Origin of the sequence: Haemophilus sp. CCUG 66565 (assembly GCF_001679495.1) — a bacterium.
In the GTDB taxonomy this organism is placed as follows: domain Bacteria; phylum Pseudomonadota; class Gammaproteobacteria; order Enterobacterales; family Pasteurellaceae; genus Haemophilus; species Haemophilus haemolyticus_K.
This window is the reverse complement of the sequence record NZ_LZOX01000013.1, coordinates 194,784-217,530: the sequence shown is the minus strand read 5'-3', so window position 1 is coordinate 217,530 and position 22,747 is coordinate 194,784. Positions and strand designations below refer to the sequence as shown.

Annotated in this window: 34 protein-coding genes; 13 read left to right on the top strand and 21 right to left on the bottom strand. The window is 43.0% G+C overall.

Features of this window, described 5'->3' with window-relative positions; translation table 11 throughout:
• Positions 1 to 24 precede the first annotated feature (24 nt).
• From A9501_RS04695 to A9501_RS09705, 12 genes are all read left to right on the top strand, one after another.
• A complete protein-coding gene (locus A9501_RS04695) occupies positions 25 to 438 on the top strand; it encodes a type II toxin-antitoxin system HicB family antitoxin (protein ID WP_005633922.1) in 414 nt (137 codons plus the stop codon).
• A gap of 311 nt (positions 439 to 749) precedes the next feature.
• Positions 750 to 1,109 carry a phage holin, lambda family gene (locus A9501_RS04690; RefSeq protein WP_065265094.1) on the top strand — a complete coding sequence of 120 codons (360 nt, stop codon included), beginning with the start codon at positions 750 to 752 and terminating at the stop codon, positions 1,107 to 1,109.
• Positions 1,075 to 1,677 (top strand): glycoside hydrolase family 19 protein, encoded by a 603-nt coding sequence (locus A9501_RS04685; RefSeq protein ID WP_065265093.1) that lies wholly within the window; start codon positions 1,075 to 1,077, stop codon positions 1,675 to 1,677. Before A9501_RS04690 ends, A9501_RS04685 begins: the two co-directional genes overlap by 35 nt.
• Complete coding sequence (locus tag A9501_RS04680; RefSeq protein ID WP_065265092.1) at positions 1,670 to 1,993, top strand: DUF2570 family protein; 324 nt, start codon at positions 1,670 to 1,672, stop codon at positions 1,991 to 1,993. Before A9501_RS04685 ends, A9501_RS04680 begins: the two co-directional genes overlap by 8 nt.
• Positions 1,905 to 2,186 carry an Rz1-like lysis system protein LysC gene (gene lysC, locus A9501_RS04675; RefSeq protein WP_065265091.1) on the top strand — a complete coding sequence of 94 codons (282 nt, stop codon included), beginning with the start codon at positions 1,905 to 1,907 and terminating at the stop codon, positions 2,184 to 2,186. The genes A9501_RS04680 and lysC overlap by 89 nt, the downstream gene beginning before the upstream one ends.
• Positions 2,187 to 2,315: 129 nt before the next feature.
• On the top strand, positions 2,316 to 2,831 hold the full coding sequence (locus A9501_RS04670) for a Rha family transcriptional regulator (protein ID WP_065265090.1): 516 nt from the start codon (positions 2,316 to 2,318) through the stop codon (positions 2,829 to 2,831).
• A 9-nt stretch (positions 2,832 to 2,840) separates the two neighbouring features.
• Positions 2,841 to 3,344 (top strand): terminase small subunit, encoded by a 504-nt coding sequence (locus A9501_RS04665; RefSeq protein ID WP_065265089.1) that lies wholly within the window; start codon positions 2,841 to 2,843, stop codon positions 3,342 to 3,344.
• Complete coding sequence (locus tag A9501_RS04660; protein ID WP_065265088.1) at positions 3,337 to 4,572, top strand: PBSX family phage terminase large subunit; 1,236 nt, start codon at positions 3,337 to 3,339, stop codon at positions 4,570 to 4,572. The genes A9501_RS04665 and A9501_RS04660 overlap by 8 nt, the downstream gene beginning before the upstream one ends.
• A gap of 9 nt (positions 4,573 to 4,581) precedes the next feature.
• On the top strand, positions 4,582 to 5,970 hold the full coding sequence (locus A9501_RS04655; protein ID WP_065265087.1) for a DUF4055 domain-containing protein: 1,389 nt from the start codon (positions 4,582 to 4,584) through the stop codon (positions 5,968 to 5,970).
• Positions 5,936 to 7,516 (top strand): minor capsid protein, encoded by a 1,581-nt coding sequence (locus A9501_RS04650; protein WP_083071901.1) that lies wholly within the window; start codon positions 5,936 to 5,938, stop codon positions 7,514 to 7,516. Before A9501_RS04655 ends, A9501_RS04650 begins: the two co-directional genes overlap by 35 nt.
• Positions 7,517 to 7,795 carry a hypothetical protein gene (locus A9501_RS04645; RefSeq protein WP_044233319.1) on the top strand — a complete coding sequence of 93 codons (279 nt, stop codon included), beginning with the start codon at positions 7,517 to 7,519 and terminating at the stop codon, positions 7,793 to 7,795.
• 94 nt (positions 7,796 to 7,889) lie between these two features.
• Positions 7,890 to 8,048 carry a hypothetical protein gene (locus A9501_RS09705; RefSeq protein WP_179855782.1) on the top strand — a complete coding sequence of 53 codons (159 nt, stop codon included), beginning with the start codon at positions 7,890 to 7,892 and terminating at the stop codon, positions 8,046 to 8,048.
• A 127-nt stretch (positions 8,049 to 8,175) separates the two neighbouring features.
• Here A9501_RS09705 and A9501_RS04640 read toward each other — a convergent pair whose 3' ends face one another.
• From A9501_RS04640 to A9501_RS04580, 14 genes are read right to left on the bottom strand one after another with little or no spacing between them, the layout of a single operon-like run.
• Positions 8,176 to 8,370, bottom strand: a complete 195-nt coding sequence (locus A9501_RS04640) for a hypothetical protein (RefSeq protein WP_065265086.1) — start codon at positions 8,368 to 8,370, stop codon at positions 8,176 to 8,178.
• Between the two features lie 14 nt (positions 8,371 to 8,384).
• Positions 8,385 to 9,053, bottom strand: a complete 669-nt coding sequence (locus tag A9501_RS04635) for a hypothetical protein (protein ID WP_065265085.1) — start codon at positions 9,051 to 9,053, stop codon at positions 8,385 to 8,387.
• Between the two features lie 59 nt (positions 9,054 to 9,112).
• Positions 9,113 to 9,250 (bottom strand): hypothetical protein, encoded by a 138-nt coding sequence (locus A9501_RS09700; protein ID WP_179855781.1) that lies wholly within the window; start codon positions 9,248 to 9,250, stop codon positions 9,113 to 9,115.
• Between the two features lie 11 nt (positions 9,251 to 9,261).
• A complete protein-coding gene (locus A9501_RS04630; RefSeq protein ID WP_065265084.1) occupies positions 9,262 to 9,738 on the bottom strand; it encodes an enoyl-CoA hydratase in 477 nt (158 codons plus the stop codon).
• The gene (locus A9501_RS04625) at positions 9,731 to 10,486 is read right to left on the bottom strand and encodes a hypothetical protein (protein ID WP_065265083.1); all 756 of its coding nucleotides are present in this window, start codon (positions 10,484 to 10,486) and stop codon (positions 9,731 to 9,733) included. The genes A9501_RS04630 and A9501_RS04625 overlap by 8 nt, the downstream gene beginning before the upstream one ends.
• Positions 10,487 to 10,496: 10 nt before the next feature.
• Positions 10,497 to 11,408 carry a phage tail protein gene (locus A9501_RS04620; protein ID WP_083071900.1) on the bottom strand — a complete coding sequence of 304 codons (912 nt, stop codon included), beginning with the start codon at positions 11,406 to 11,408 and terminating at the stop codon, positions 10,497 to 10,499.
• A gap of 17 nt (positions 11,409 to 11,425) precedes the next feature.
• The gene (locus A9501_RS04615; RefSeq protein ID WP_065265082.1) at positions 11,426 to 12,004 is read right to left on the bottom strand and encodes a phage tail protein; all 579 of its coding nucleotides are present in this window, start codon (positions 12,002 to 12,004) and stop codon (positions 11,426 to 11,428) included.
• Complete coding sequence (locus A9501_RS04610; RefSeq protein ID WP_065265081.1) at positions 11,997 to 13,097, bottom strand: baseplate assembly protein; 1,101 nt, start codon at positions 13,095 to 13,097, stop codon at positions 11,997 to 11,999. The genes A9501_RS04615 and A9501_RS04610 overlap by 8 nt, the downstream gene beginning before the upstream one ends.
• On the bottom strand, positions 13,094 to 13,456 hold the full coding sequence (locus A9501_RS04605; RefSeq protein ID WP_065265080.1) for a GPW/gp25 family protein: 363 nt from the start codon (positions 13,454 to 13,456) through the stop codon (positions 13,094 to 13,096). The genes A9501_RS04610 and A9501_RS04605 overlap by 4 nt, the downstream gene beginning before the upstream one ends.
• 54 nt (positions 13,457 to 13,510) lie before the next feature.
• Positions 13,511 to 14,017 carry a phage baseplate assembly protein V gene (locus A9501_RS04600; protein WP_065265079.1) on the bottom strand — a complete coding sequence of 169 codons (507 nt, stop codon included), beginning with the start codon at positions 14,015 to 14,017 and terminating at the stop codon, positions 13,511 to 13,513.
• A complete protein-coding gene (locus tag A9501_RS04595; protein ID WP_065265078.1) occupies positions 14,004 to 15,065 on the bottom strand; it encodes a phage late control D family protein in 1,062 nt (353 codons plus the stop codon). The genes A9501_RS04600 and A9501_RS04595 overlap by 14 nt, the downstream gene beginning before the upstream one ends.
• The gene (locus tag A9501_RS04590) at positions 15,058 to 15,288 is read right to left on the bottom strand and encodes a tail protein X (protein WP_050847073.1); all 231 of its coding nucleotides are present in this window, start codon (positions 15,286 to 15,288) and stop codon (positions 15,058 to 15,060) included. The genes A9501_RS04595 and A9501_RS04590 overlap by 8 nt, the downstream gene beginning before the upstream one ends.
• Complete coding sequence (locus A9501_RS04585) at positions 15,269 to 16,204, bottom strand: phage tail protein (RefSeq protein ID WP_065265077.1); 936 nt, start codon at positions 16,202 to 16,204, stop codon at positions 15,269 to 15,271. Before A9501_RS04585 ends, A9501_RS04590 begins: the two co-directional genes overlap by 20 nt.
• 1 nt (position 16,205) lies before the next feature.
• Positions 16,206 to 18,674, bottom strand: coding sequence for a phage tail tape measure protein (locus tag A9501_RS04580; protein WP_065265076.1), 2,469 nt, complete (start codon positions 18,672 to 18,674; stop codon positions 16,206 to 16,208).
• A gap of 39 nt (positions 18,675 to 18,713) precedes the next feature.
• Between A9501_RS04580 and A9501_RS04575 the strand changes: the two genes are divergently transcribed.
• Positions 18,714 to 18,992: a hypothetical protein gene (locus A9501_RS04575; protein WP_065265075.1), complete on the top strand. Its 279-nt coding sequence runs from the start codon at positions 18,714 to 18,716 to the stop codon at positions 18,990 to 18,992.
• Here the strand turns inward: A9501_RS04575 and A9501_RS04570 are convergent.
• From A9501_RS04570 to A9501_RS04540, 7 genes are all read right to left on the bottom strand, one after another.
• Positions 18,989 to 19,123: a GpE family phage tail protein gene (locus tag A9501_RS04570; RefSeq protein WP_065265074.1), complete on the bottom strand. Its 135-nt coding sequence runs from the start codon at positions 19,121 to 19,123 to the stop codon at positions 18,989 to 18,991. The genes A9501_RS04575 and A9501_RS04570 overlap by 4 nt on opposite strands.
• A 20-nt stretch (positions 19,124 to 19,143) precedes the next feature.
• Positions 19,144 to 19,392, bottom strand: a complete 249-nt coding sequence (locus A9501_RS04565; RefSeq protein WP_065265073.1) for a phage tail assembly protein — start codon at positions 19,390 to 19,392, stop codon at positions 19,144 to 19,146.
• Positions 19,393 to 19,492: 100 nt separating this feature from the next.
• Positions 19,493 to 20,011, bottom strand: a complete 519-nt coding sequence (locus tag A9501_RS04560) for a phage major tail tube protein (RefSeq protein ID WP_065265072.1) — start codon at positions 20,009 to 20,011, stop codon at positions 19,493 to 19,495.
• A 12-nt stretch (positions 20,012 to 20,023) separates the two neighbouring features.
• Positions 20,024 to 21,406, bottom strand: coding sequence for a phage tail sheath family protein (locus A9501_RS04555; RefSeq protein WP_065265071.1), 1,383 nt, complete (start codon positions 21,404 to 21,406; stop codon positions 20,024 to 20,026).
• A gap of 9 nt (positions 21,407 to 21,415) precedes the next feature.
• Complete coding sequence (locus A9501_RS04550; RefSeq protein WP_065265070.1) at positions 21,416 to 21,901, bottom strand: Gp37 family protein; 486 nt, start codon at positions 21,899 to 21,901, stop codon at positions 21,416 to 21,418.
• 1 nt (position 21,902) lies between these two features.
• A complete protein-coding gene (locus tag A9501_RS04545) occupies positions 21,903 to 22,337 on the bottom strand; it encodes a gp436 family protein (RefSeq protein WP_065265069.1) in 435 nt (144 codons plus the stop codon).
• Positions 22,337 to 22,687, bottom strand: a complete 351-nt coding sequence (locus A9501_RS04540; protein WP_065265068.1) for a DUF7210 family protein — start codon at positions 22,685 to 22,687, stop codon at positions 22,337 to 22,339. Before A9501_RS04540 ends, A9501_RS04545 begins: the two co-directional genes overlap by 1 nt.
• Positions 22,688 to 22,747: the final 60 nt, after the last annotated feature.

Below are 22,747 nucleotides of genomic sequence, written 5' to 3'. Positions count from 1 at the left end.
CTATTAAAGCAAAGAGGAAAGATTATGTTATATCCAATCGCAATTGAGCCGGGCGACGAAACTCACGCATTTGGTGTTATAGTGCCAGATATTCCTGGTTGTTTTTCTGCCGGTGATACGCTTGAAGAAGCCTATATTAATGCGAAAGAAGCTATTGCGGGGCATTTGGAATTATTGGTTGAAATGGGCGAAGAAGTACCATTGCCAACATCAATGGAAAATCACCGTAACAACCCTGATTTTACAAATTATGGAATGTTCTTTGGTGTGGTAGATGTGGATATTACCCATTTATTAGGTAAATCTGAAAAAATCAACATTACAATGCCTGCTTATTTAATTAAGCGCATTGATGATTTTGTCTCAACACATCGTGAATATAAAAACCGTAGCAGTTTTTTAGCTAAAATCGCAGCAGATAAGATCTTATCTGCGTAATCTTATCTCCCCTTGATAAGCTCCTATTTCAAGGGGAGTTATTTTATTATACATCGAAAAAAATGATAAAACCGTTTGACAGTGCACACTAAAAGTGTATTATATGTACTATATTGCGGTTTTAGCGCATAGCAAACGCAAGAAAGAATTTTACAGCCCTGATCGGAAACGGTCGGGGCTTTTTGTTTACAGTAATAGCTCCTTACCTTGTTAGACTTTATTGGGCGAGAAATCGCACGGGGTAAGGCCATCTATCACAAGCTCACGTTAATGCGTGGGCTTTTTTATTGCCTAAAAAATTAGGGGGAAATATGCCAATTAAAGAGCCTGATGTATGGGCGTTAATATGGTCTTGGTTACAAATTAATTTGAGTTCTAGCTCTATTCAAAGCGCCCTTTGGGCATTATTTATTTCTGTTTTAAGACTTGGATTTATGCGTAAAAAACCAAGTTTCCGATATGTGTTCATTGATGCAGCTATGTGTGCATCTATTGCTGGCGTAGCAGTGCCTATCTGCACTCATATTTTTGGGCATAGCGAATATTCCTCATTTCTTGGCACGATGATTGGTTTTGTTGGTACTGAGAAAATTCGCGAATTCTTATTTAAATTCATTAATCGGAGAATTGAAAAAGATGACAATGATGATTTCCGAAGTGACATTCAATAAAATTTTCCCTCATGCAGTTAAGGGCGTTTATCAAGCCATTTCAGAACAAATAGAAAAAGCAGGTTGTGTGACTAAGATGCAACAAGCTATGTTCTTAGCTCAATGCGGGCATGAAAGTGGAGGATTTACAAGATTTAAAGAAAACTTAAATTATTCTTGGTCTGGGCTTTCTCAAACTTTCCGTAAATATTTCCCCGATCCACTTACAGCCAAGAAATATGAGCGCAAACCTGAGCTAATAGCTAATCGTGTTTATGCTAATCGTTTGGGTAATGGAGATGAGAAAAGTGGAGATGGTTGGAAGTATCGTGGTCGTGGACTGATTCAGATCACAGGTAAGGATAATTATGCCGCGTTTAGAAAATGGTTAGGTAGAGATATTGAGCCAGAAGATATAGCAAGTAATTTAGACTTATCAGTTAAAGCTGCTGTTTGGTATTGGAAACTCTGTGAATTAGCCGATCTTAATTCGGTAGAGAAAGTGACTCGAAGAATTAATGGTGGGCTAAATGGCATTGATGAGCGTTGCAAGCTATATCGAGCATTAATGGTAACTGATAATGACTAAGTACATTTACATAGCGTTAGGGGTTGTTGTAGTGGTTTTGTTTGGCGCATTGCGTTACCAATCAAGTGTTATAGATGAGTTGCATATAACCACAAAACAACAAGCCCAAACTATTCAGCAACAAGAAGATGCTAATAAAGCATTGAACATTGCACTGCAACAAGAGCGTGATGCAGTCATTGAGCAACAGCAACGTAATGATGAAATAGAAAGGATGGCAACAGAAAATGCTGAATCAGTTAAAACAATCATTAAGACACAACCTTGTGCTCACACTCGTTTGCCTCAGTCTGCTCTTGACCGCCTGTACAAATAAAGTCACGACCAAGGCAGAATATATTTACCCACCTCAAGCCTATACTGCACCTTGTGTTAAAACAGCATTTACCGGTGAGACATACGGTGATGTAGTCATACAGCTTGTTAAGGTAACCGCAGAGCGAGATAAGTGCGCAAGCCAAGTAGATAATCTCAATAAGTGGATTAATCAAGCAAAAGGCAGTAAATAATCACGACTAATGTCTAACATCTTTAAATTGGTAGAAACCAAGCCTTCTCGGTAGTTTTGTTAGGACTAAATAACCCGATCAGAAATGGTCGGGTTTTTTATTATCTAAAATTCAGCAGAAGGAAAAAATATGCAATTAGCTAATCCAGAAAACTTTAAGCAATTTGTACAAAATAAAGATGCAAAAACGATTACCACATCAGAAATGGTAGCAAAGGTTTTTGGTAAATATCATCATCACGTTATGCGTGATATTCGTGAAATTTTAGAGGCAGGAGATGATGAATTTAACCGAACCAATTTTGGTTTGGTTGAATATATCGACAAAAAAGGCGAAAAACGTCCAATGTTCGAGATGACAAAAGACGGTTTTATGTTGCTGGTTATGGGTTATAAAACTAAGAAAGCAATGGCAATCAAGATTGCTTACATCAAAGCCTTTAATTTTATGCAAGAGCAGTTAGTTCAAAGCGGAATGACACTCCTTGAGCAATATTACCAAGTGCTTGGCGAATATCAGTCAGATAAACGTTTTGCGAGTTTATGCGGTGCTGGCTTAAGTCAATGGAAAGGTAAAAAGCCATTGCTTGAAGGAACGCTAAGCGTTTTTGAAGATAAACTGCAGATTGAACTGCCGATTAAGTAAGGATTTTCTATGTCAGACGTGAAAGGAAAATCCACGTCTGATGGCGTGGGGAAGTTAACTGATAAACAAAAGCAATTTGTTGAAGAATATCTTGTTGATTTAAATGCAACGCAAGCAGCAATAAGAGCAGGGTATAGTGAGCAAACAGGCTATTCAATCGGTCAGCGATTGTTGAAAAAAGTTGAAGTGCAAGAGGCAATTCAACAAGCCCAAAACAAGCGGTCGGAGCGCACACAAATCACCCAAGACGAAGTGATTCGTCGCTTAATTGAAAATGTGGATATTTCAATGGGTAAGAAAGCGACGGTGATTACCATTCCAAGCAAAAGCGAAAATGGCGAAGTGATGGGCAATGATGTGGCACAGTTTGTGTATGAACCTTCTGCGGCAAATAAAGCTTTGGAGTTACTTGGTAAACATTTGGGTATCTTCAAAGACGGTGTCGATATTACTTCAGGAGGCAAACCATTACAGCCAACTATTATCGAACTTGTCGGGGTAAGCAGTGAGTAAGGTTCAACTTTCTATTCCTGCCAAATTGGTTGATGTGTTCAAAGGTGAGTGTCGATATCGAGGCGCTTATGGTGGGCGAGGCTCTGCAAAAACACGTACATTTGCTTTAATGACGGCTGTTTGGGCATATAAAAGGGATATGGCTGGCGATAGCGGTGTGATTTTATGCGCCCGTGAGTTTATGAACTCATTAGAGGAATCTTCGCTTGAAGAGGTAAAACAGGCGATTCTTTCAACAGAATGGTTGTTGCCACATTTTATTATTGGTGAGAAATTTATTAAAACCAGAAGCGGTCGGATTTCTTACGTTTTTGCAGGATTAAGGCATAACCTTGATAGCATTAAATCCAAAGCCCGTATTTTGCTGGCGTGGGTAGAAGAAGCGGAAACCGTCAGCGAAATCGCGTGGCAGAAATTAGAGCCAACGGTGCGTGAGCATCAATCTGAAATTTGGGTAACGTGGAACCCTGAAAAACGAGGTTCGGCAACTGATGAACGATTTCGACAGCATAAGCCTGAAAACAGTAAGATTGTAGAAATGAACTACCACGACAATCCGTGGTTTCCTGCTGAGCTTGAGCAAACACGTCTGGCAGACAAGCAGCGTCTCGATGATGCTACTTATCGTTGGATTTGGCAAGGTGATTATCTCGAACAATCTGAAGCACAGATATTCCGTGATAAGTTCAAAGAACTGATGTTTACGCCGCAATCTGATTTCAACGGTCCATATTACGGATTAGACTTTGGTTTTGCGAACGACCCGACTGCTGCGGTGAAATGCTGGGTGTTCAACAATGATTTATATATTGAATATGAAGCGGGCAAAGTGCGGTTAGAGTTGGACGAAACGGCAGAATTTATCACACAACGTATTCCTGAATTTGCTCAACATAAAGTGCGGGCTGATTCGGCTCGACCTGAGTCGATTAGTTACCTTAGACGACACGGTGTGCCGCAAATGGAAGGTGTGAAAAAATGGCAAGGCTCGGTTGAAGATGGTATTGAGCATATCAAGTCTTACAACAAGGTGTACATTCACCCACGTTGCAAAGAGACGCTCAATGAATTTCGCTTATACAGCTACAAAACAGACCGTTTGTCAGGTGATGTGTTACCACAGATTATCGATGCAAATAACCATTACATTGATGCATTGCGGTATGCCTTAACGCCTTTGATTAAGAAACGAGGCGATTTTAAACAAACCAGCCTCAAACTCTATTAAGGATTCACTATGTCAGTTCATCTTCCCACCGCTGAAATGGTGGAATTAACCAAGAAAACCAAAATCATTGATGATTTACTCGGTGGCACAGCAACAATGCGGAAAGCCGCACAAACCTATCTTTTCCAAATGGAAATGGAAGAATCCGATAGTTACCGCAAACGCCTTGAGCGTTCGACCCTTTATCCTGCATTGTCGGAAACCCTTTCGCAAATGACAGGTCGAGTGTTCTTCAACCCGATTGACGTTGCCGATGTAACAGAAACGGTGCAAGCCCTTTTTGATGATGTGGATTTAGCAGGCAATAACCTTGATGTATTCGCCTCCCGTTGGTTTTATTCCGCCTTGGCGTATGGTTGCTCGTTCGCTCTGATTGATTTTACCCGCGTAGAAGTCGTGAAAAGTCGCGCAGAAGAGAAAGCCTTAAATGCCCGTCCATATTGGGTACATATTAAACCGCATCAAGTACTGGGTATTAAAACCGCACGAGTAAATGGTAAACAAGCGATTACTCAATTCCGCTATGTTGTAAATGAACAGGTTGAGGATGGCGAATTTGGCGTAAAAACCGTGAAACACGTTTATGTGTACGAAATCGGTAAAGTGCGGAAATTTAGCGAAGCGGAAGGCGAGTTTCGTCTTGAATCGGAATTGCTCCTCACTGCCCAAAATCGACCTCTTGATTTTGTGCCTGTCGTGCCATTTATCACAAAGCGTAACGAACTCACCAATGCCATTGAGCCGCCTTTAATGGAGTTGGCGTATTTGAATGTAAAACACTGGCAGTCTCAATCGGATCAGGACAATATCACTAACATTGCTCGCGTACCGTTGTTAGCGATTTATTCTAATGATGAAGTGAAACAGCTTGCTATTGGTGGTAGCGCGATTCATTTACCTGTTGATAGCTCAATGCAATTTGTCGAACATTCAGGACACGCAATTGCTTCAGGTGTTGAAAGCCTGAAAGATTTGGAAGAGCAAATGAAAACCGCAGGGGCGAAGTTGCTTACCAAAACCGCCTTAGCAATGACTGACAGTCAAGCCCGTGATGAAGCAGGCAAAGAAATTTCCCAGCTACGTTTACTGGCAAACCGATTTGAAGATGCTATTGATTTAGCCTTGGAATATACAGGGCATTGGCTTGGCATTGCCAAAGAGCAGGTGGGTAACGTGCAGATTTCTGGCAACATTGAAAACGATCTCGACCCGTCCGCTTCAATGGCAAGTGTGATTCAGTTACGTAATGCTGGCGTGATTTCGAATCAATCCACCTTTGACGAAGCCAAACGTCGTGGTTTATTAGCCGACGGCTTAGAATGGAACGCAGAGCAAGAACGCCTGCAATCGGAGGGAATGAGTTTTGGAAACGAAGAAACATCAGAAACCAACGCTTAGACAACGCATTGCCCACGCCTTAACCGACCGCAAAATCTTGCATTTTCGCTATGATGCTCACTTGCGACAACAGGTGTACAAGCGGTTAAATACATTGCAAAAATCGCTGATTAACCGCATCAGTGCTATCGGTGTAGAAGGCTTGTCCGCAAAGAAACTAGATAAACTGCTTACAGAACTGCAAACGGAAATTGCAAAAACTTACCAAGAAACAACCGCTTACACGCAAGACGAGTTAAGCGGTTTTTTATCGTTTGAAGCCAGCAAAATCAGCCAGCTTTATAACGATGAAATCGGCTTTGATTTGTTTAATGATGTGCCAAAAGAACGTATTAAAGCGATTAAAAACGTTGCTGTGATTGAAGGGCAACCGTTAGAAGCATGGTGGAATAAACAGCGTGCCGATTTAGCCTTTAAGTTTGAAGGAATTATCCGCTCTGGTGTAGCAGAAGGAAAGCAAAACGGACAGCTGACAACAGAAGTGCGAGAATTGATGAACATTAGCCGTCGCAATGCGGAAACATTAGTGATTACGGCGGTGGCAAAAGTGGCGGACACTGCTCACGAAGAACTTCGCGATGCAAATTTAGATATTCTCTCAGGTGAAGAGCACCTTTCTACGTTGGATATGCGGACTTCCGCAGTTTGCCAAGTACGAGATGGCAAACGATGGGATTTGGACAAAAAGCCAATCGGGCATAACATTCCCTACAAGCGCCCACCGCTGCACCCACGTTGTCGCAGCATTCTTCAGCTTGTCACCAAAAGCTGGGAGGAATTAGGCGTGCAAGGAATGGACGAAATGCCAACTAGCACCCGTGCTTCAATGAATGGACAGGTCGATGAGCGAATCAATTATGAATCGTGGTTACACAGCAAAACCCACGAAGAAAGAGAGCAAGTTCTCGGCAAAGGCAAGGCGGATTTATGGGAACGTGGTGTAATTACTTTCTCGGATATGTTAGATCAATCTGGCAGGGCGTTGACGTTGAGGGATTTACAAAAATCCTATACGCAATCTTGGATAGCGGAAGATATTTATCAACGTATTTCAGAAGAAGTAAAAAACAGCCTTAAAATTCAGGCATTTAAAGCCGCTTATAACATTACTCATCACGAGCTTGTTGCAATGAAAGCCTACACGAGTGAGCTTTATTGGGATTTAAATTACAATATGCGTAATGATAATCTTACACTGACCGATAAGCGGTTTATTGCTGTGGTAAATCAAGGGTTGGACAAAGTGCCTGCTTATAACGGTATGACTTATCGCGATACGACTTTGCCAGATGAGGTATTAGAAAAATATCAGATAGGTAAAATAGTCACAGAAAAAGCTTTTATGAGTTCAAGCATTGATAATAGTTTATCAACTTTTAAAGGTAATGTTCGATTTATTATTCAAAGTAAGAATGGTAAAATAATCGAAGATATTAGTGATTATCCTGATGAACGAGAAGTTTTATTTAAAGATAGAACTAAGTTCTTTATAAAAGATCGCTATATGAATGGTAATGTTACCGTAATTGAAGCGAGGGAATTATAAATGTCAGTGCTTGATTTACCTTTAGAGGAGCAAAAACGGATTGCGAAAGAGGTTTTTCAAATGCCTTTTGAAGAATGGATGGAAGATATGAAAACTTCTTTGAAAGAGGCAAAAGAGTTTCAAAAGAAACTTGAAAATTACAAACCGACCGAAGAAGAAAAGGCTCGTAAAATAAAAGCACTTCGAGAAAATCCCAATGCTATTCATTTCTACCGTAGAGTAACTGATAATTACAATTTAACGGTGGAAGAAGCGATTGAAGCCATTAGACGTAGTTAATAAAACATTATATTGAACCGCTTACAGCAATGTAGGCGGTTTTTTTTACGCCTTGGAAAAGGCACAACCTTAACTAACTGGAAGGAAATCCAATATGAAATTAAAACTTGATGAAAATGGGTGTAGCCGTCCGCGAATTTTGGGAAACGTAACCACTAAAAGTGAGAAATTTGAAAAATTGAACGTTTCCCATTTTAAGCGGTTATTGTTCACTAAAAGTAAGAAACAAAAACGCCCTTTAAATCATCATTAAAGGGCGTTTAAAATTTATACTTTAGAACTTGTAAATATATTATCCTCATACTTACCTGAATAGCTTGCTGAGGTATTGACTACAATTTATCAGAGTCTGTATCTTTAAAAGAATTAAATTGTTTTAATTATTTAACTGCTGATGGTGGTTGAGGTTTAGGTGGTTGAGAATCTCCTTTATCTATTCTACTAGTGTAATCATCTCTATTTTGAGGTAATACTCTAACTTTAAAGTTTAGTCCTTCATTGAGGGGGCGTAGTGTCATCCCTTCCATGGAAACTACATTATTTTTTATTGGGTTAGTATTTTTTTTATCTGCCATTTAATTCCTACCATTTAGCTTGAAGGTGGTCTATTGGGTGATTGCAAGATCAGGTCTTTATAACTACAAGCTAAGCAGACATGATCCATTTCAGATATTGGTTTTAAATTACCACTATCTTCAATCCTATATAGTGTTACATTTCTTAAAATCAACTCATATTCATTTTCTTTTTCATTGATAGAATCAATAATTCCGCGGTACATCAGATTTTTGCTATAAAATAGAGCATCTATGTAATTACCTTCGTATTTTTTTGACATTAGGACGAAAACACTATAGCTTCCATACTTATCAGTAATACCACATTTTTGCAAAAATCTGGATAAAACCTCTGTTTTCTCTAATCGACATAAAAGCATGGCATTAATCAATGCAACAACTCCAGCCCACATAATTTCCGAATAAGGGATTTCATTCTTTTGCGAAACATTGTACACAAATTGCCAAGAATTAAGGAAAACCACCTTATATTCTTTCCAATTATCTATGCCGACATGTAGAAATTGGGAAAAAAGTTGTATTAGTTGCAAGGTAAAATAAGCCAAGATTCCATAAAAAATGATCAATAATGAGTAGATATAGTTCCCCCAAGGTTTATGTTCTGTAAATTTATCAAGAAATATCGTTGTAATAATACCAGGAAATAGTAGCATCACGATTTTTATGCTTAATTCATCCATATAAAGACTCCTTTATGCCTATTTTCTGTATTCTACATTAAATGCTTTTCAAAAAGCAGCTATTTCACAAATCTTCCTGAATTATCCAAATACTTCAAAATCTTGCAATTTTCGATTGCTACCATCAAACAAAGCCCATCCAATAACTTTTGTTTTCTTGGCGAAATTGTCTGATTTTCGTTTGTTGTTTCAACCATTAAATTTTTCCTTACTTAAACATCGCTGCCAACTGATTCGGGCTAAATCGCCAGCCATTTTCCCCACCGCAAATCGCATTAAAACACCATTCGCTACAAAAATATTTGCTTCGTTTTTGCTTAATCCCAAGAACAATACCTAACGCGCCCCACCAGTCGTATTTACAACCCAAAGTGCGGTCAAAATAGGCTTTGATTTGTTCTTCAGCCACACCATCAAGCGGAATTAAATCCCATTTTGTGCTATCGCTTACATCAATTTGCTTGCAACGCACCCCGCCATCTTGTACTGACGAGGAGTAGCAGTCATATACTGTCGCATGCTCATAATGATGCCCATTGCCAAACTCAATACGCTCAATGGCAATCTCGCAGTGCGAGTATTTGCCCTTTGTGCAAAATCGAGTAATGCGGTCGGCTATCGCTTTGACTGGCTCTTTGCGCCAGTCGCGTTTGTGTTTGTACATCGCCAAATACACCTTAGCCATTTTTATATGCCTCCATCAAGTTATCCATTTGCTTGATAATGTCATCATGGATTGATTGCAGTTGCTCAAGCGTGAGATTAGGGGCTTTGAGCTCATACTTACGCATGCGTTGGTTAGCCAACTCAACTTGCAATTTTTCCAAGCCTGCTGCCTGTGTCAAAATCAAGTTTGCAGCGGTCTTATTATCCAGTCTCGCACGTTGTGCAAAGTCTGAGATATATCGACTGCATTCGCCTTCATAATTGGCAGATTTAAATGCTTCTGCAGCCGCTTGGCGCTCACGGTACTCGCTTTCAAAGCGTGTCCATGTACTGTAGATTTTTGCCGCGTGCTCGTCGATGTTGGCGATAAGGTGAGTTTGGGTTGTTGTAAAATTATCAGCAATTTTTTCTTCATCTTTTACCCATGCTGTACCGTTCCATTTACATGGTTCAGTAAGTGGTACAAGTGCGGTTAAATTATCAGGCAATTCACCTAGTGCGGTATGTTCTACTTTTTCGCCTGTTTCCTTGCTGTAATAGGTGCCCCGATGGTCAGCTTGATATTGCCAACTGTTATCTGCTCGCACAATGACAAATCCTTGTTTCGGTTGTGGCGGGGCATCTAAATAACTGCCTGCGGAAAGGCTTCCGCCTTCGCTTACATATTCGATAGTACTGTGGCTGTAAATATCTTGGCTGTCTGTGCAATACACGATGATTTCACCACTGGTTTCGGCAAAGCCGTCTTGATTAAATGTTACGGTCATGTTGTACTCCTTATTCGGCTAAGCAGATGTAGTGATAGGCGATATTGCGGGGACGGTTTTCGTTGGCGGTAGGGACTGTGCGACTTGCATCGAAATCCCAAAAAATCCAGTTTAAATTCCCGTTAGGGTGATTTTCTGTTCCATTAATTAGGGCTTTTGCTCCATTAGAATTTATTCTGATAGCACCATTAGTATCTCCCTGTCTAGCATCCCCATTGGCTAGCCATCCTTTGTATGAGCCGACTGGTGAACCAGCCTTGATATTTCGAATAGCATCACCTTGGCTTGAAAGTACTGTTCGAGCATTATCAATTCCTCGCCCATTATCCCAACCACGAATAAACTCCCCTCGCAAATCAGGTAATACACCTGACGGATATTTCTGTGCCAATTTTGGATAACGGCGAGTGTCAAACCGCTGTCCGTTCATGGCTAAGCAACCTGTTGGGACAGTAGAAAGCGGATAAGGAATAGGGATACCAACAAATAAATCATGTAAGGCATTAAAATCAGTGGCATTGGCTTTTTTCCCAATTTCCGCAAGCAAAGTTGCTTTTAAGTTTGCATCACCAGCTAATGCACGTGCCAATTCTTCCAGCGTGTCTAATGCAGCAGGTGCCGAACCTACCAATGCGGCGATTGCGGTTTTCACAAATTCTGTCGTCGCAATTTGGGTGTTGTTGGTGTTTGGGTTGGCAGTAGGGGCGGATGGGACGCCAGTGAACGCTGGGCTTGCTTTTGGGGCGTAACCTGTGCGGTCTTGGTTGATTTCATCCACTTGGTCTTTTAGATAATTGGTTCTCGCCCCTAGCTCTTTGGCTTGGCGATTATCAATACCGTCTGGCCCGCCCATTACCGGGTCGGATGTTTCCAATTGATAGATGTTTTCCACCCATTGTCGGGTTAAGGTTAAATTTGCCATTTTGTTTCCTTTTTGAATTAAGCTGTGCCACGATTAAATCTGCCGTTACGCATTGCCATACCGTTGTGCCGAAGTGCTGCTTGACGGTAGTCTAAACTTGCCAACACACAGCGTGCTGGTGCAAATACACGCAAGGTTTTTCGCAGTAAATCGGCTTGGTCGTTAGTAATGGTTTGTTGCAGAATCACGCGGTAATGCGCCCATTTGGAACGGTCGCCGTGAAAATATGTACCGTCTCGGGTAAATGAACCGTCGTGACGTTTATCGAATAAACCTTCAATAATCTCCACTTCCCCAAACCCAAGCTGGCGGATAATTTCCCGCATTGCCCACGGTGTGCCTTTGTAGCGGTGCAGTTCAACGGCTCGTTTAATCAGCTTGCGTTTGGCATCAATACTTTCTGCAAGTAACCAGCCGTCATAGCCGGTGACACTCCATTTTTCGGCAAGCAGTTCTAAAAACTCGGTCGGAACTAAATCCACAAAACTGGTCATAATTTGCGATTTATCCAGCAAATTTAACCGCTTGCTAAGGTCAGCAAGTGCGGTCAGTTTTGGCGATATTTCAATGATTGACGGATATTGCAACTTAGCCATCTTTGCGCTCCGCGTTGATGTTTATCGTGATGCTTTCGCATTCTGCCCATTGTTCAGGTGTGAGCTCAGTAAGTTGTGGGCTTGCCAAATGCACGTTATACACGCCAGCGACTTTCAATACGCTTTGAATATCAAGCGGTACAATGTCCAGCCCCAATTTTTGCGTACGTGATGAAAGATAGGTTCGCAAAGCGGTTTCGGCTTTGGCTTTCACTTCATTTTCGGCGACGGTAGCGAGCAAATCTAAGTTAGCAACCACACGATAGCTTTTGCGTTCAGGCGCAGCCACAATCACGGTGTCGCACAGTGGTCGGCGTTTTTCGCCACTGATGTAATGGCGAATTTTCTCCTGTAAAATTGCTGATGGTAGTCCGTGCTTGGTAAGCACCGTGACTTTGACCGTGCCACCTTGAGGGGTGGAAATCGCCACATCAGAAATCACTTGCGACACGCTACGAGTGTGATATTCATAAGCGGCAACCGAACCACAAGTAGTGAACGCTTCAGGGGCGAGCAAAATCCGCTTGCGGTAGTCGTCATCGCTTTCAGTGTCGATACCATTTGCAGACACATCAATATTGGAGACGGTTACATCGGTTGGCAGTTCGCTTTTGAGTGTCTTTACTTGCCCGATTTGCCAGCCATTGCCACTTTCGCCTGTAGTTTGGCAAATCGCCGTTACATCCACATATTGCTCAGTCGGGTTAATTCGCACTTCGGTTTGCGTAGCGAATAATAGACTGTCGGTTGCACCAACCAGCGTGCCTTGTGGAATAACAATGGCGGAATGCGAACCACTCACGCTAAAACGCAAAGTGACTTCGGCAGCTTGGTCTGATAAGCGATAACAGCCCATCGGTTCGCCGCATAAATCTAAAGCAAGCCCTGTGGCAAATTGCGGAAAGGTTTGCAAAAAGGCGTGGTTAATGCCTTGTCGCACTAACATTTCGCGGTAGGCGTAAGATTGAATAATCGACCGTTCAATATGGGCAGGTTGCAATGTTTTACCTGTGCGCTGCTCGTAGTCGGCAATGGCTTCCGCTAAAATTTGCTTAATATCATCGGAGACAATTTTCACGTCTTCTTTTCTCATTGCACCACCTGTGTCTGATAAAGTTCCCGATATACATCGTCCACTAAAGTCCAGAAAATCAACAATTCAAAATGAGGAGCTTGTCCGCTGATTTGCACACTTTCGACTTCTATGCGGTTTTCCCATCGTTGTAGGGCAAGCGTGATTTCACGCACCATATTCGGCAGGGCGACATCTTCGGGCTGGTCAATATATTGAAAATGATCCGAGCCAAATTCAGGGCGAAGCACATCGGTGCCTTTGAGCGTATTGAGAATGTTGGCAATGCACTGATGAATATCATCAATGCCTTGCACCGCCTGCTCGTTAAGGTTCGGTGCAAGTTGCCAGTGGGTTGAGTGTATCGGATTTATATTCATAGCCTTGATGATACAAGGCTATTTGGGGTGGGGCTTTTAAACTGATTTAAAGAATTAGGCTTTAGATGGGCTGGTTGGCTTGCCGTCACCTTGTTCGATGTGGTGATGATTTTTAAGGGAAATGCCGTCAGCAATCACATCGCCACTATTTACGTTCACATTACCGTTGTTCACTTCCACTTCGCAATCATTGACGATAATTTTACCGCTGGTATGAATGGTTAAATCGCCTGATTTACGGTCGTGGGCAATAGTTGTACCGTTTTTAAATTTTTTGAACCAAATGTCGCCATCTTGCACTGGCGTTTTGTCTTGCTCGTTATAAATCGTGCCCAACACACAACCACCTTCACCTCGCGCATCGAGGAGTAGCGCGACCAATTCCCCCTCATCAGGCAAGCAGTAAAACTGGTTACCGCCTGCATTGGGTGTTAAGAATGAAAGCCACGCGGTTTCTAAATCTTCCAATGCAGGAATTTTACACCGCACTTTGTGGCTTTTCGGGTCGATTGCCGACACAATGCCTTCTTGATAGGTCGCACCAAAATTATGAGTTTGCATTCGTCATCTCCATGCCTAAAGTCATCAAATCATCGGGGATAAATTCCAACATTCTCACCTCGATGCTGGTGGTGTAGCCCTGTTTGTTAAAGGTATGGCGTGATTGTTTGATTAAGTATTTGCCCGAAAATATGCCCAAATTTTTAAGCATAATGGTTGAACCTGCCACCAGTTTTGGGTTGCCAATCAGGGTAATATCGCCTGCACTTTGGTCTTCGTTTTGCTCACTTAATGCTGCATCGCCTCTGGCATCAATCTGTTCTTGGCTTTCGCCACGTGTCGTGATTTTGAGCGTATCGCCACTTGCTGCCTGTGCCTGTTTAATTTTCGGGCGAAGAGCGGTGGCTTTTTTGCTTTTTTTCACCACTTTTTTACCGCTTGTATCAAATCCTTTGATTTCCACTTGCTTTGCTGTATCTTTAATCCGATCTCGAAGTCGCAAGCTAATACATTCGCTTTCATCGAGTACGACTACGGGTTCGCTTTGCCCGAGTTCATCTTTATTGGTAAACACCAGCTGATTGCCCACAATCTTGAAACTGTGATGATATTCACGGGCAAGGCGGGCAAGAAATTCCACATCGCGCTCTTGATATTGGGTGATGCGTTGAATGGGAATGTGGCGAATTTTGCCCACCACTTTGAGTTTCAAGCGATTTGCCACCGCTGCCACCACTTGGGCGAGCGTGGTGTTCTCGTAGGCTTTTGGCTTAAGTGTGCGGTTAGCTTTGCTAATGCCAGTGGATAAGGCTCGCAAGGTAATGCTGGACGGACGATAGCCATATTCTACCTCATCAATCTCAAACTTCCCAATTTGCACCAGAGACTCGCCCTGATAGCCAATCGCCGCCTTGAGTTTGTCGCCCTGAGTGGGGAACCATTGGCGAATCCACTTACCGCTGATGTCTTCAAAGGAAACAGAAAGCTCGTCCGATTGTCCTTCCAAATAGTCGGTGTAAGTTAATTCCAGCAAAGACGGCTCAATCTCTGCCGTGATATTGGTTTTCTCATAAAAAAGCGAAAAATCGGGCGTTTGGACTTTACTCATTATTTCCTCTTAACCACGGCGGCAGGTTTTCGTTTTGGGTCGGCTTTACATTGAGAACAGGGATAAACACGGTTGCCCCTGTCGGCAACACTTCGCAAAAGCTGATATGCGGATTGGCTCTAATAATCCGAGCATATTCCAGTGCGTCGCCATAGTAATAATAGGCGAGATGATCCCAGCGTTCGCCTTGTTTGACGGTATGTTTAAGTACGGTTTGGGTCATTCAAAATCTCCACGTTTTCATCTTCACGCAACACAATCCAAGCGGTCATTTTTGCCACTGAATTTGCAGAATTATCCAGCCGCTCATTGATTTCAGTTAAAGCATTATCGGCAGGCGTGAACCAGTTATTCCATTCGCTATCGGCAGATGCCCGACTGAAACTCTGTTTCATTATTTGCAAATCGTCATACACCGCTGCCACATCACGACTAAATTCACTCACAGCAGGCAAGTATTGGCGAACGCTGTCAAAGGCGGATTGCATCCCGACCAACTCACCAAAACCGCCCAAGGCGTTGTCTAAATTAGCAAGCATACTCGGCAAATACGCCAATGCGGTCGCAGGGTCGTGTACCAACTGGCGAACTACTGCAACGGTGTTTCGGACTTCGTCCACCGCACGTTTGCCTTGCTGATACAATTCCACGCCACGGCTAACCGCACTTTTCACCGTTGAAAGTGTGTTGGTTAATCCTTTCGGCAAAATCGAACCGAGCAAAGATTTTCCGCCTACATTCAATGCCGCACCAAGCAAACCCTGTTGCGAATTGCCAACAAACTCTTTCAAGCTGATGTTCATCTCGCGTGCCAACGCATTGCCTTTGCCGTCGGTAAATAGTGTGGTCGATGAAATATCGGTGATCACAAAATTGCCTTTGTATTTTGAAGCCCACATCAAGGCAAGGGCGTCTTGCTTGGCTTTAGCCGTAAGCAACGACTGATAGCGACTTTCTACGCCACCGATTTTGTGGTGCAGGCGAATGGCAAAGGATAAATCTGTCAGTTTTTCGCCCATGGCTTGCAGTTTTGGCTTGCCTTTGAGCACCGCGTGTTCAGCGAAATCCGCAGAATGGGTTTCATTGAAGTCGGTCAAATTGACAGGCTCAAAGGCGATATTGCCTAGCATAAAATACATATTAGTACGCTCTCCGTTGTCGTTGGTCTAGCACGCGATTAAGCAGGCGTTCAAATTCCACAAGGCTCATATTCAACCCTTGCTGCACCTGTTCCATTACGCCCTGATTTTGGCTACCGTTCACGTTAATGGTCGGGTTAAAATTGACCACGATGCCGTTGTGCTGATTGGTTTCATTATTGGTAACCGCATTTCTATTTAGCGGTTGATAATCGTGAAAAATTGACGCTTCTGTCTCTCTCTTTTGTAAAGAGGGGTCAGGGGAGATTTGGGCATCAGGGTTAAAATCAGGCGTACGAAAATCAGTCGATTGATTAAGTCCAAGCAGATTACCAACAAAATTCGCCCCGAATTTCACATCGTCCCACAGTGTGCCGAAAAAGCCTTTTTTCTCGTTTAACAGCGGTTTAAAGGCGGTTTCAACGCTATTTAAAACAGGCTCGAATTTGACCGCACTTGAGAGATTTTTGCTGGCTTCCGTGGCGAGTGGTTGAGCGTTATCCATCCCGATTGCTAATCCTTCCACCACGTTTACACCGTAACCCTTAAACACGCGGCTTGGCGAGTGAATACCGAGTTTTTCAGCAAACCAACCTTTAATGCCATCGCCTAAATCGGAGACGATTTGTTTTGCTCCTTCCCACGCATTGCGAATACCATTGACTAAACCGCTGATAAGGTTCGAACCAAATTCGGTAAACTTCGCTGGCATATCAATACCAAACCACGACAACACGGTAGAAAATACTTGCTGGAATAAACCGAGTGGCGACCAGTTCAGAATGGTGGCGGTGATGTTACCAATGCCTGATGTGAAGAAGTTACTGATATTTGTCCATGCTTCAGAACAAAAACCGGTAATCGCTGACCACGCTGAAGAAAATGCACCGGAAACGGTTTGCCATAATGCTGTGAACCATGGACCGATTTTTTCCCAGTTATCCCATAAGAGATAAGCAAGTCCCGCGATAACGGCGATAGTGATGCCGATTGGATTGGTGAGCAAGGCTCGACTCATCATCAAAATGCTTTTACCAAACGTGATTGCCATATCTAAGACTTTTACGCTCAATACTGAAAACAACATAATGAGCTGTCGCCCCCAGCCTAAAAATGAGCGAATAAAGCCAATCGTTTTAAGAATTGGTTTACCCATTACCACCCAGCTCATACTTACACCACCAATCACTGCAGTTAAAGCTGAAAAGCCAGTGAAAACACCTGCTATTGCACCACCCAAATAGAGTAGCGTATCGGCAAGCCAACTGTTTTGAGCCATTAAATCGGTTACCCAATGCATGAGGTCGGCTAATTTACCGGCAACACTATTAATCACTGGAAGGAGTTTTGCTCCTAATGCAGTCCAAAATTCAGTGACGCTATTCTTCAATAACTGTAAGCCGTTTTCCGTGGTTGCAGCGCGTGCCGCAAACTCTTTTTCCATTGAGCCAAGATATTTCGGCTTGCCGTTTTCGTCGGTTTCTTGTAGTGTTTTTAGACTTTTATCCAGCACATCAACGTTACCGGCTAGCAATGCCACATCATCGGCATATTCCAAGCCAAACATATCCACCAATGCGCCCATTTGTTTTTCTTTTGGGAGTTTATTGACCCGTTTTAGGAAATCCTTTAATGCCCCTTCAGCATCTTTACCGATGGCATTTTTCAGCCCTTTGGCATTCATCCCCATTGACTTCAGTGCCGCTTGGAATTTCTTCCCACCTTTTTCCGCAGTCATTAATTTAGTCAGCATACCGTTAATGGCTGTCCCCGCCACTTCTGGTGTTTTACCAAGGGAAATAAAACTATTAGAGAGTGCAGCAGCTGCATTCTCGGTTAAACCAAATTGCTTTGACACACCTCCAACACGCCCCAACGTATTCACAATGTCTGCCGCTTTTGCAGGTGAGCTATTTGACAGTTCATTAATGGCATCACCTAAATTGCCAATGTTGCTAATGGGGATTTTGTACACGTTGGCTAGCTTTGCCATGGCATCACCGCTTTGCTCGGCAGACATATCAAATGCAACCGACATTTTGGCAATCTTTTCAGTAAAGGATTTTAGATCTTGTTCTGCCACACCTAATTGACCACCAGCTGCGGTAATCGCTGCCAGATCTTCTCCGGTCATTGGTAAAGTGCGGGTAAGATTTAAAATATCTTTGGATAAATTTGCAAAGCCTTCAGGTGATTTGAAGTCCACAACCTTTTTCACATCTGCCATGGCGCTTTCAAATTTAATGGCAGGTTCAGCGATATTCATCACCATACCGCTTGTGGCTTTAATGCCTGAAATCGTACCGGTTAAACCCAATGCGGTTGTGCCAGCTAAACTTTTTAATTTAGCAGTGGTACTGAGCGTGCTATCTCTTAAAGTATGAAGGGTATTTTGTAGGCGTTTAATGCCCGCCATTGCGCCGCCTACGCTTGCACCAATCATCAAGGCTATTGAAAGATTACTTGCCATCGTTTATAGTGTCCTTAATTATTTTTTAGGGGTAGAGTTATGCAAAAACAAGAAAAAGTGGGTGTGCTTGAATCCTTATTCTGGTTCTGTTACGGGCTGTTGATGCTGGGGCTTTTCGGTGTTTTAACTTATGCCTTTTGGCAAAACGGCTTAATGACTTCTTGGTTAAGCGGTTTGGGTTATGTAACACTGGCATTTTTCATTACCGTCATCATCAACACCTTGCTCATAATGGCTTATTTTGCTTTTGCCTTTATCTCCCGCTTATTCGATGTCGCATTCGAGTTTGCTTTCCCATCAAAAAACAAAGCCGCTTAAATAGCGGCTTTTGTGTAATTAGCTTTTATCTGCCGTTTGGCTTGATTGAGCCACCGTTCAATATCATCAAGCGTCATTTCTTCCAATTCACTTGGCTGAAAGCCGAACCAAAAGGCTAAATCTGCCAACACTGCATTCAGACTTTCTTCGCTTACTTTCCCTTTTGCATTTTCTCAATGATTTTTGCCGCGCGTTGGAAGTCGGCAATATCCAGCTCATCAATATCTTCCGGCACTAAACCTGTTACGATAGAGAGCAAGCTCACACTTTGCTCTGCCTCCGTTGCACCGGTCATTTTGCGAACATCACGAACTTTGGGGCGGCGGATTTTTAATTCAGTGATGGTATTGCCTTGCCCGTCTTGAATCGGGAAGTCGAGAGCGAGAATAGTTTCAGACATAAAAAAACTCCTTTGTGAGTGTATTGTTTAACGTTCACAAAGGAGAATATCGCATTAGAGGTTGTGTTGATTTTAAAGGCGTTTAAAGGTTTTCACGCCATTATTGACCGATATTAGTGCGGTATTTTTGCAATACATCCTGACCGTTTACACGGTAGATGTTTGCAAGCACATCCACAAACAGAATTTCTTTTCCTGCGAGTGTTTGTTTTACCGAATAAATCTTGAAGCTATCAGAATGTTCCGTCGCTTCCTTATTCTTCAAACTTCCACCTGTGGTTTTGTTAAACGCCACGTTCATAATAGTGACAAGCGGTTCTTCAGCCGCTAAGCCACGAGAATCAAACACCTGTAAATTAGAACGCGCCATCAACTGCACGTTTTTGTATGGATTGTAGGCTCTTGCGCGCACTTCAGGGTAAAAGCTATCCCAAATCACTTCACCTTCCATTGCATTTAAGCCAGCCGGAAGTTCTACTGTGCCGTGTAGCCCCAAGCCTTTGTGTTCAATGAACTCAAACTCAAGATCAGGCAATTTAAATTCTTTGGCTTTACCCAAAAGCGAGTTGCCGTCCATATAGACATTGGCGTTCACAATCTGATGAATTGCGGTACTCATAATTTTCTCCTTCTAGCGTTGTGACACCAAGTTCACTAAGTATTTACGGGTCATTACCGATTTATTGCTGATAAGTTCGGCTGGCAATTTCGGCGTGTATTCATACATCAACGGCACGTGGCCTTTGCTAAATTCATCGACTAAGTCGGTATCGTAGTCAAGGCTGACGTGATAACCTACAATACTTGGTAAGGCTCGCAAATAGGTGTCTACCGTTTCCAATAAACTGTCAATCAACGCATCATCAATTGGGCGGTCAATAAATTGCAACTCGGTGCGACGGATGCTTTCGTCGATTAAGTCACCTGTGCGCAATGCCGTTTCAAAATTGATGATATGGGTTACCGTTGGATAGTTTGATGAACGGTTACCCCATAAGCGGAAACCTGTACCAAAGCTATTGAAAATCGTGGTAATGCCGACTGCGTTAAGTAGGTTGGTTTCCGATTGCTCATCGTCTACGCGAGCAGTTAAAGGCACTTCCATACCTATTACGCCTTGTAATTGACGGTTAGAAGTGGAGAACCAGTAGCCGTTGTCGGTATCGGTTTTCATCCGCAAGCCTGCCGCGTGTACCGCTAAACTTTCTAATGTATTACTTGAGCCAAGCGCATAGGGATAGAAATGACGAACACGTTCAGAACTTGCGGAGGCATTCAATACACCAATCGGGCCGCGAGCTTGAATCGCTTTAGAAAGCGATGTGCCTTTTGGTAGTTGCACGTAAGCTACTGCTTTGAGCTGTTCCGCAAGAGTTGAAAGTGCAGCAGCACAACTTGCTGTTTTATCAAACTCAGGGCAGATTAGAATTTTTGCGTCCGCACCGTAAAGGTTGAAGCCATCACGCAATAACTCAAAACCTTTGCGTTTGCCAGTCGCTGAATCAATGCCGCCTTTGATGTCTTCTTCCGTCACTTTGGTTGGGTCAGCGTAATCGTAGGTAGCTTTTAATTCACTGTGTTTTGCTTTTAGGATAATTTCACCTGTTTGCAAATCTACGGTGTAATCGTCACCTTCCGTTAAAGTGCGGTCGGAAACTAAGGTTAAATTTAATAAGCCTGCGTGAGCGGTTTGCGTACGTAATGTGTTGCTATCTTGTGTTAGCACTTCGTCGCTGACGTTAGTTTTGTGTTTTGCAGTATCTAATACATTGACCACATATACTTTCCCTGCTGCATAACGCGATAGTACGTCAAAGGCATCAGGCAAGGTAAAGCCTTTATTTAAGATGACACCAAATTTTGAAAAGTCTTTGGTGGTTTGGCACACGGTGAGTTCATTCACCGCCCCAATTGGGGCTGTACCGACGATACCGATAATCGCACCGTCCACAGTTTCCACCGCAACAGAGCCACCTGTCACGCGTATCGTTTTCGTCCCATGATGAAATGCCATAGTTATCTCCTAGGGTTGATTAGGTTTAAGGTTGTCCGCACGGCGATAAAGTGCGGTGGTAAATTTAGGTAAATCTTTGGATTCGCAAAGCTCCACTTGCCACGTTTCCGTTTGCACCATCAGCTGATATTGCCAAAGTCCGTCCGCTTCACCGGCGAACTCCTCACTGATCAGACTACAGGCGGTACAGTTGGTCGGCTTAAAGCCTACTACGGCCAGGCGAATTTTATCCAACATATCCACCGCACCGTGGTCGTCATGCTGACTACGGGCGATTACCGTAAGAGCAATCATTACTATGCGGCGTTGTTGGATAATGTCCACGCTGTCAATGCTTTCAAACTTCGAGCCGGCATATTGCACCAATACCGCACCGAATTCGTCGGTGAGGTTGTAGTGTTCTAAATCATCAGGAAATAATTCAATGCTGAACTGTTCCGTTTTGTCTTCAATCCGCTTGCGGATGCTGTCTAAAATCGGGAGAGTGGCACTCATCTTAATATCCTGATAAATCCAGTTTCTGCGGAGCCTTTGTTTTGAATTTAAGAGCGGACGGCAGGTTGTCATCTTGGGCTGAGCCTAGTTCGGTTAAACCAAGGTGTAACTTGCCGTTTTGAATCCGTTCCAAATCCTTCAAGGCTTGTGTGTGGGTTTCCTTCACATTATCCGGAAAGCCTTTGCCTTCCGGACGGCGTGAATACAACCAAAAACGCGCCAGTTGCAAACAGATATTGCGCACAAGGGTCGGCACTTGGTTTAACGGCAACACATAACGCGAGCGTAAATAACCGTCCACGATTTCCATGGCGTAAGCGCAGGCGTTGTTAAGTACAGCTTGGTCTACTTCGGTAGCACGTGATGTATCGTTAGATAACGCAATCAGCGTGCTTTCGCTCATCACTTCCGTTAAATCTTGTGCCGAGATGTACATTATTGCTCGTCCTTATCTTTGTTATCTTGGACGTCTTTGTCAGCTTGTCCGCTTTTTTTAGCTGCTTCCTGCGCTTTTTTCTCCGCTTCGGCTTTTGCCTTCGCTTCCTTTTCAGCCGCTTCTTGCGCCGCCTTTTCAGCAGCTTCTTCTGCCGCTAAACGTTGTTTTTCGGCTTCTGCTTCAGCTTGTTGGCGTTCTGCTTCGGTGTCGTCTAATACAATGTAAAGCGAATTTTTTTCCGCTTCTTCATCGGTCAGTTCGATTTTGTCTCCTTGCTCGTAGCGTTTACCGTTGTGCAAAATTGCTATCGCGGCGGCTACCAAATAGGCTTTTTTTTGTGTTTCGGACATGGTTATCTCCTAAAAAATAAGGTCAAAATCAACCGCACTTAAAACGGGTTTAAATGCGGT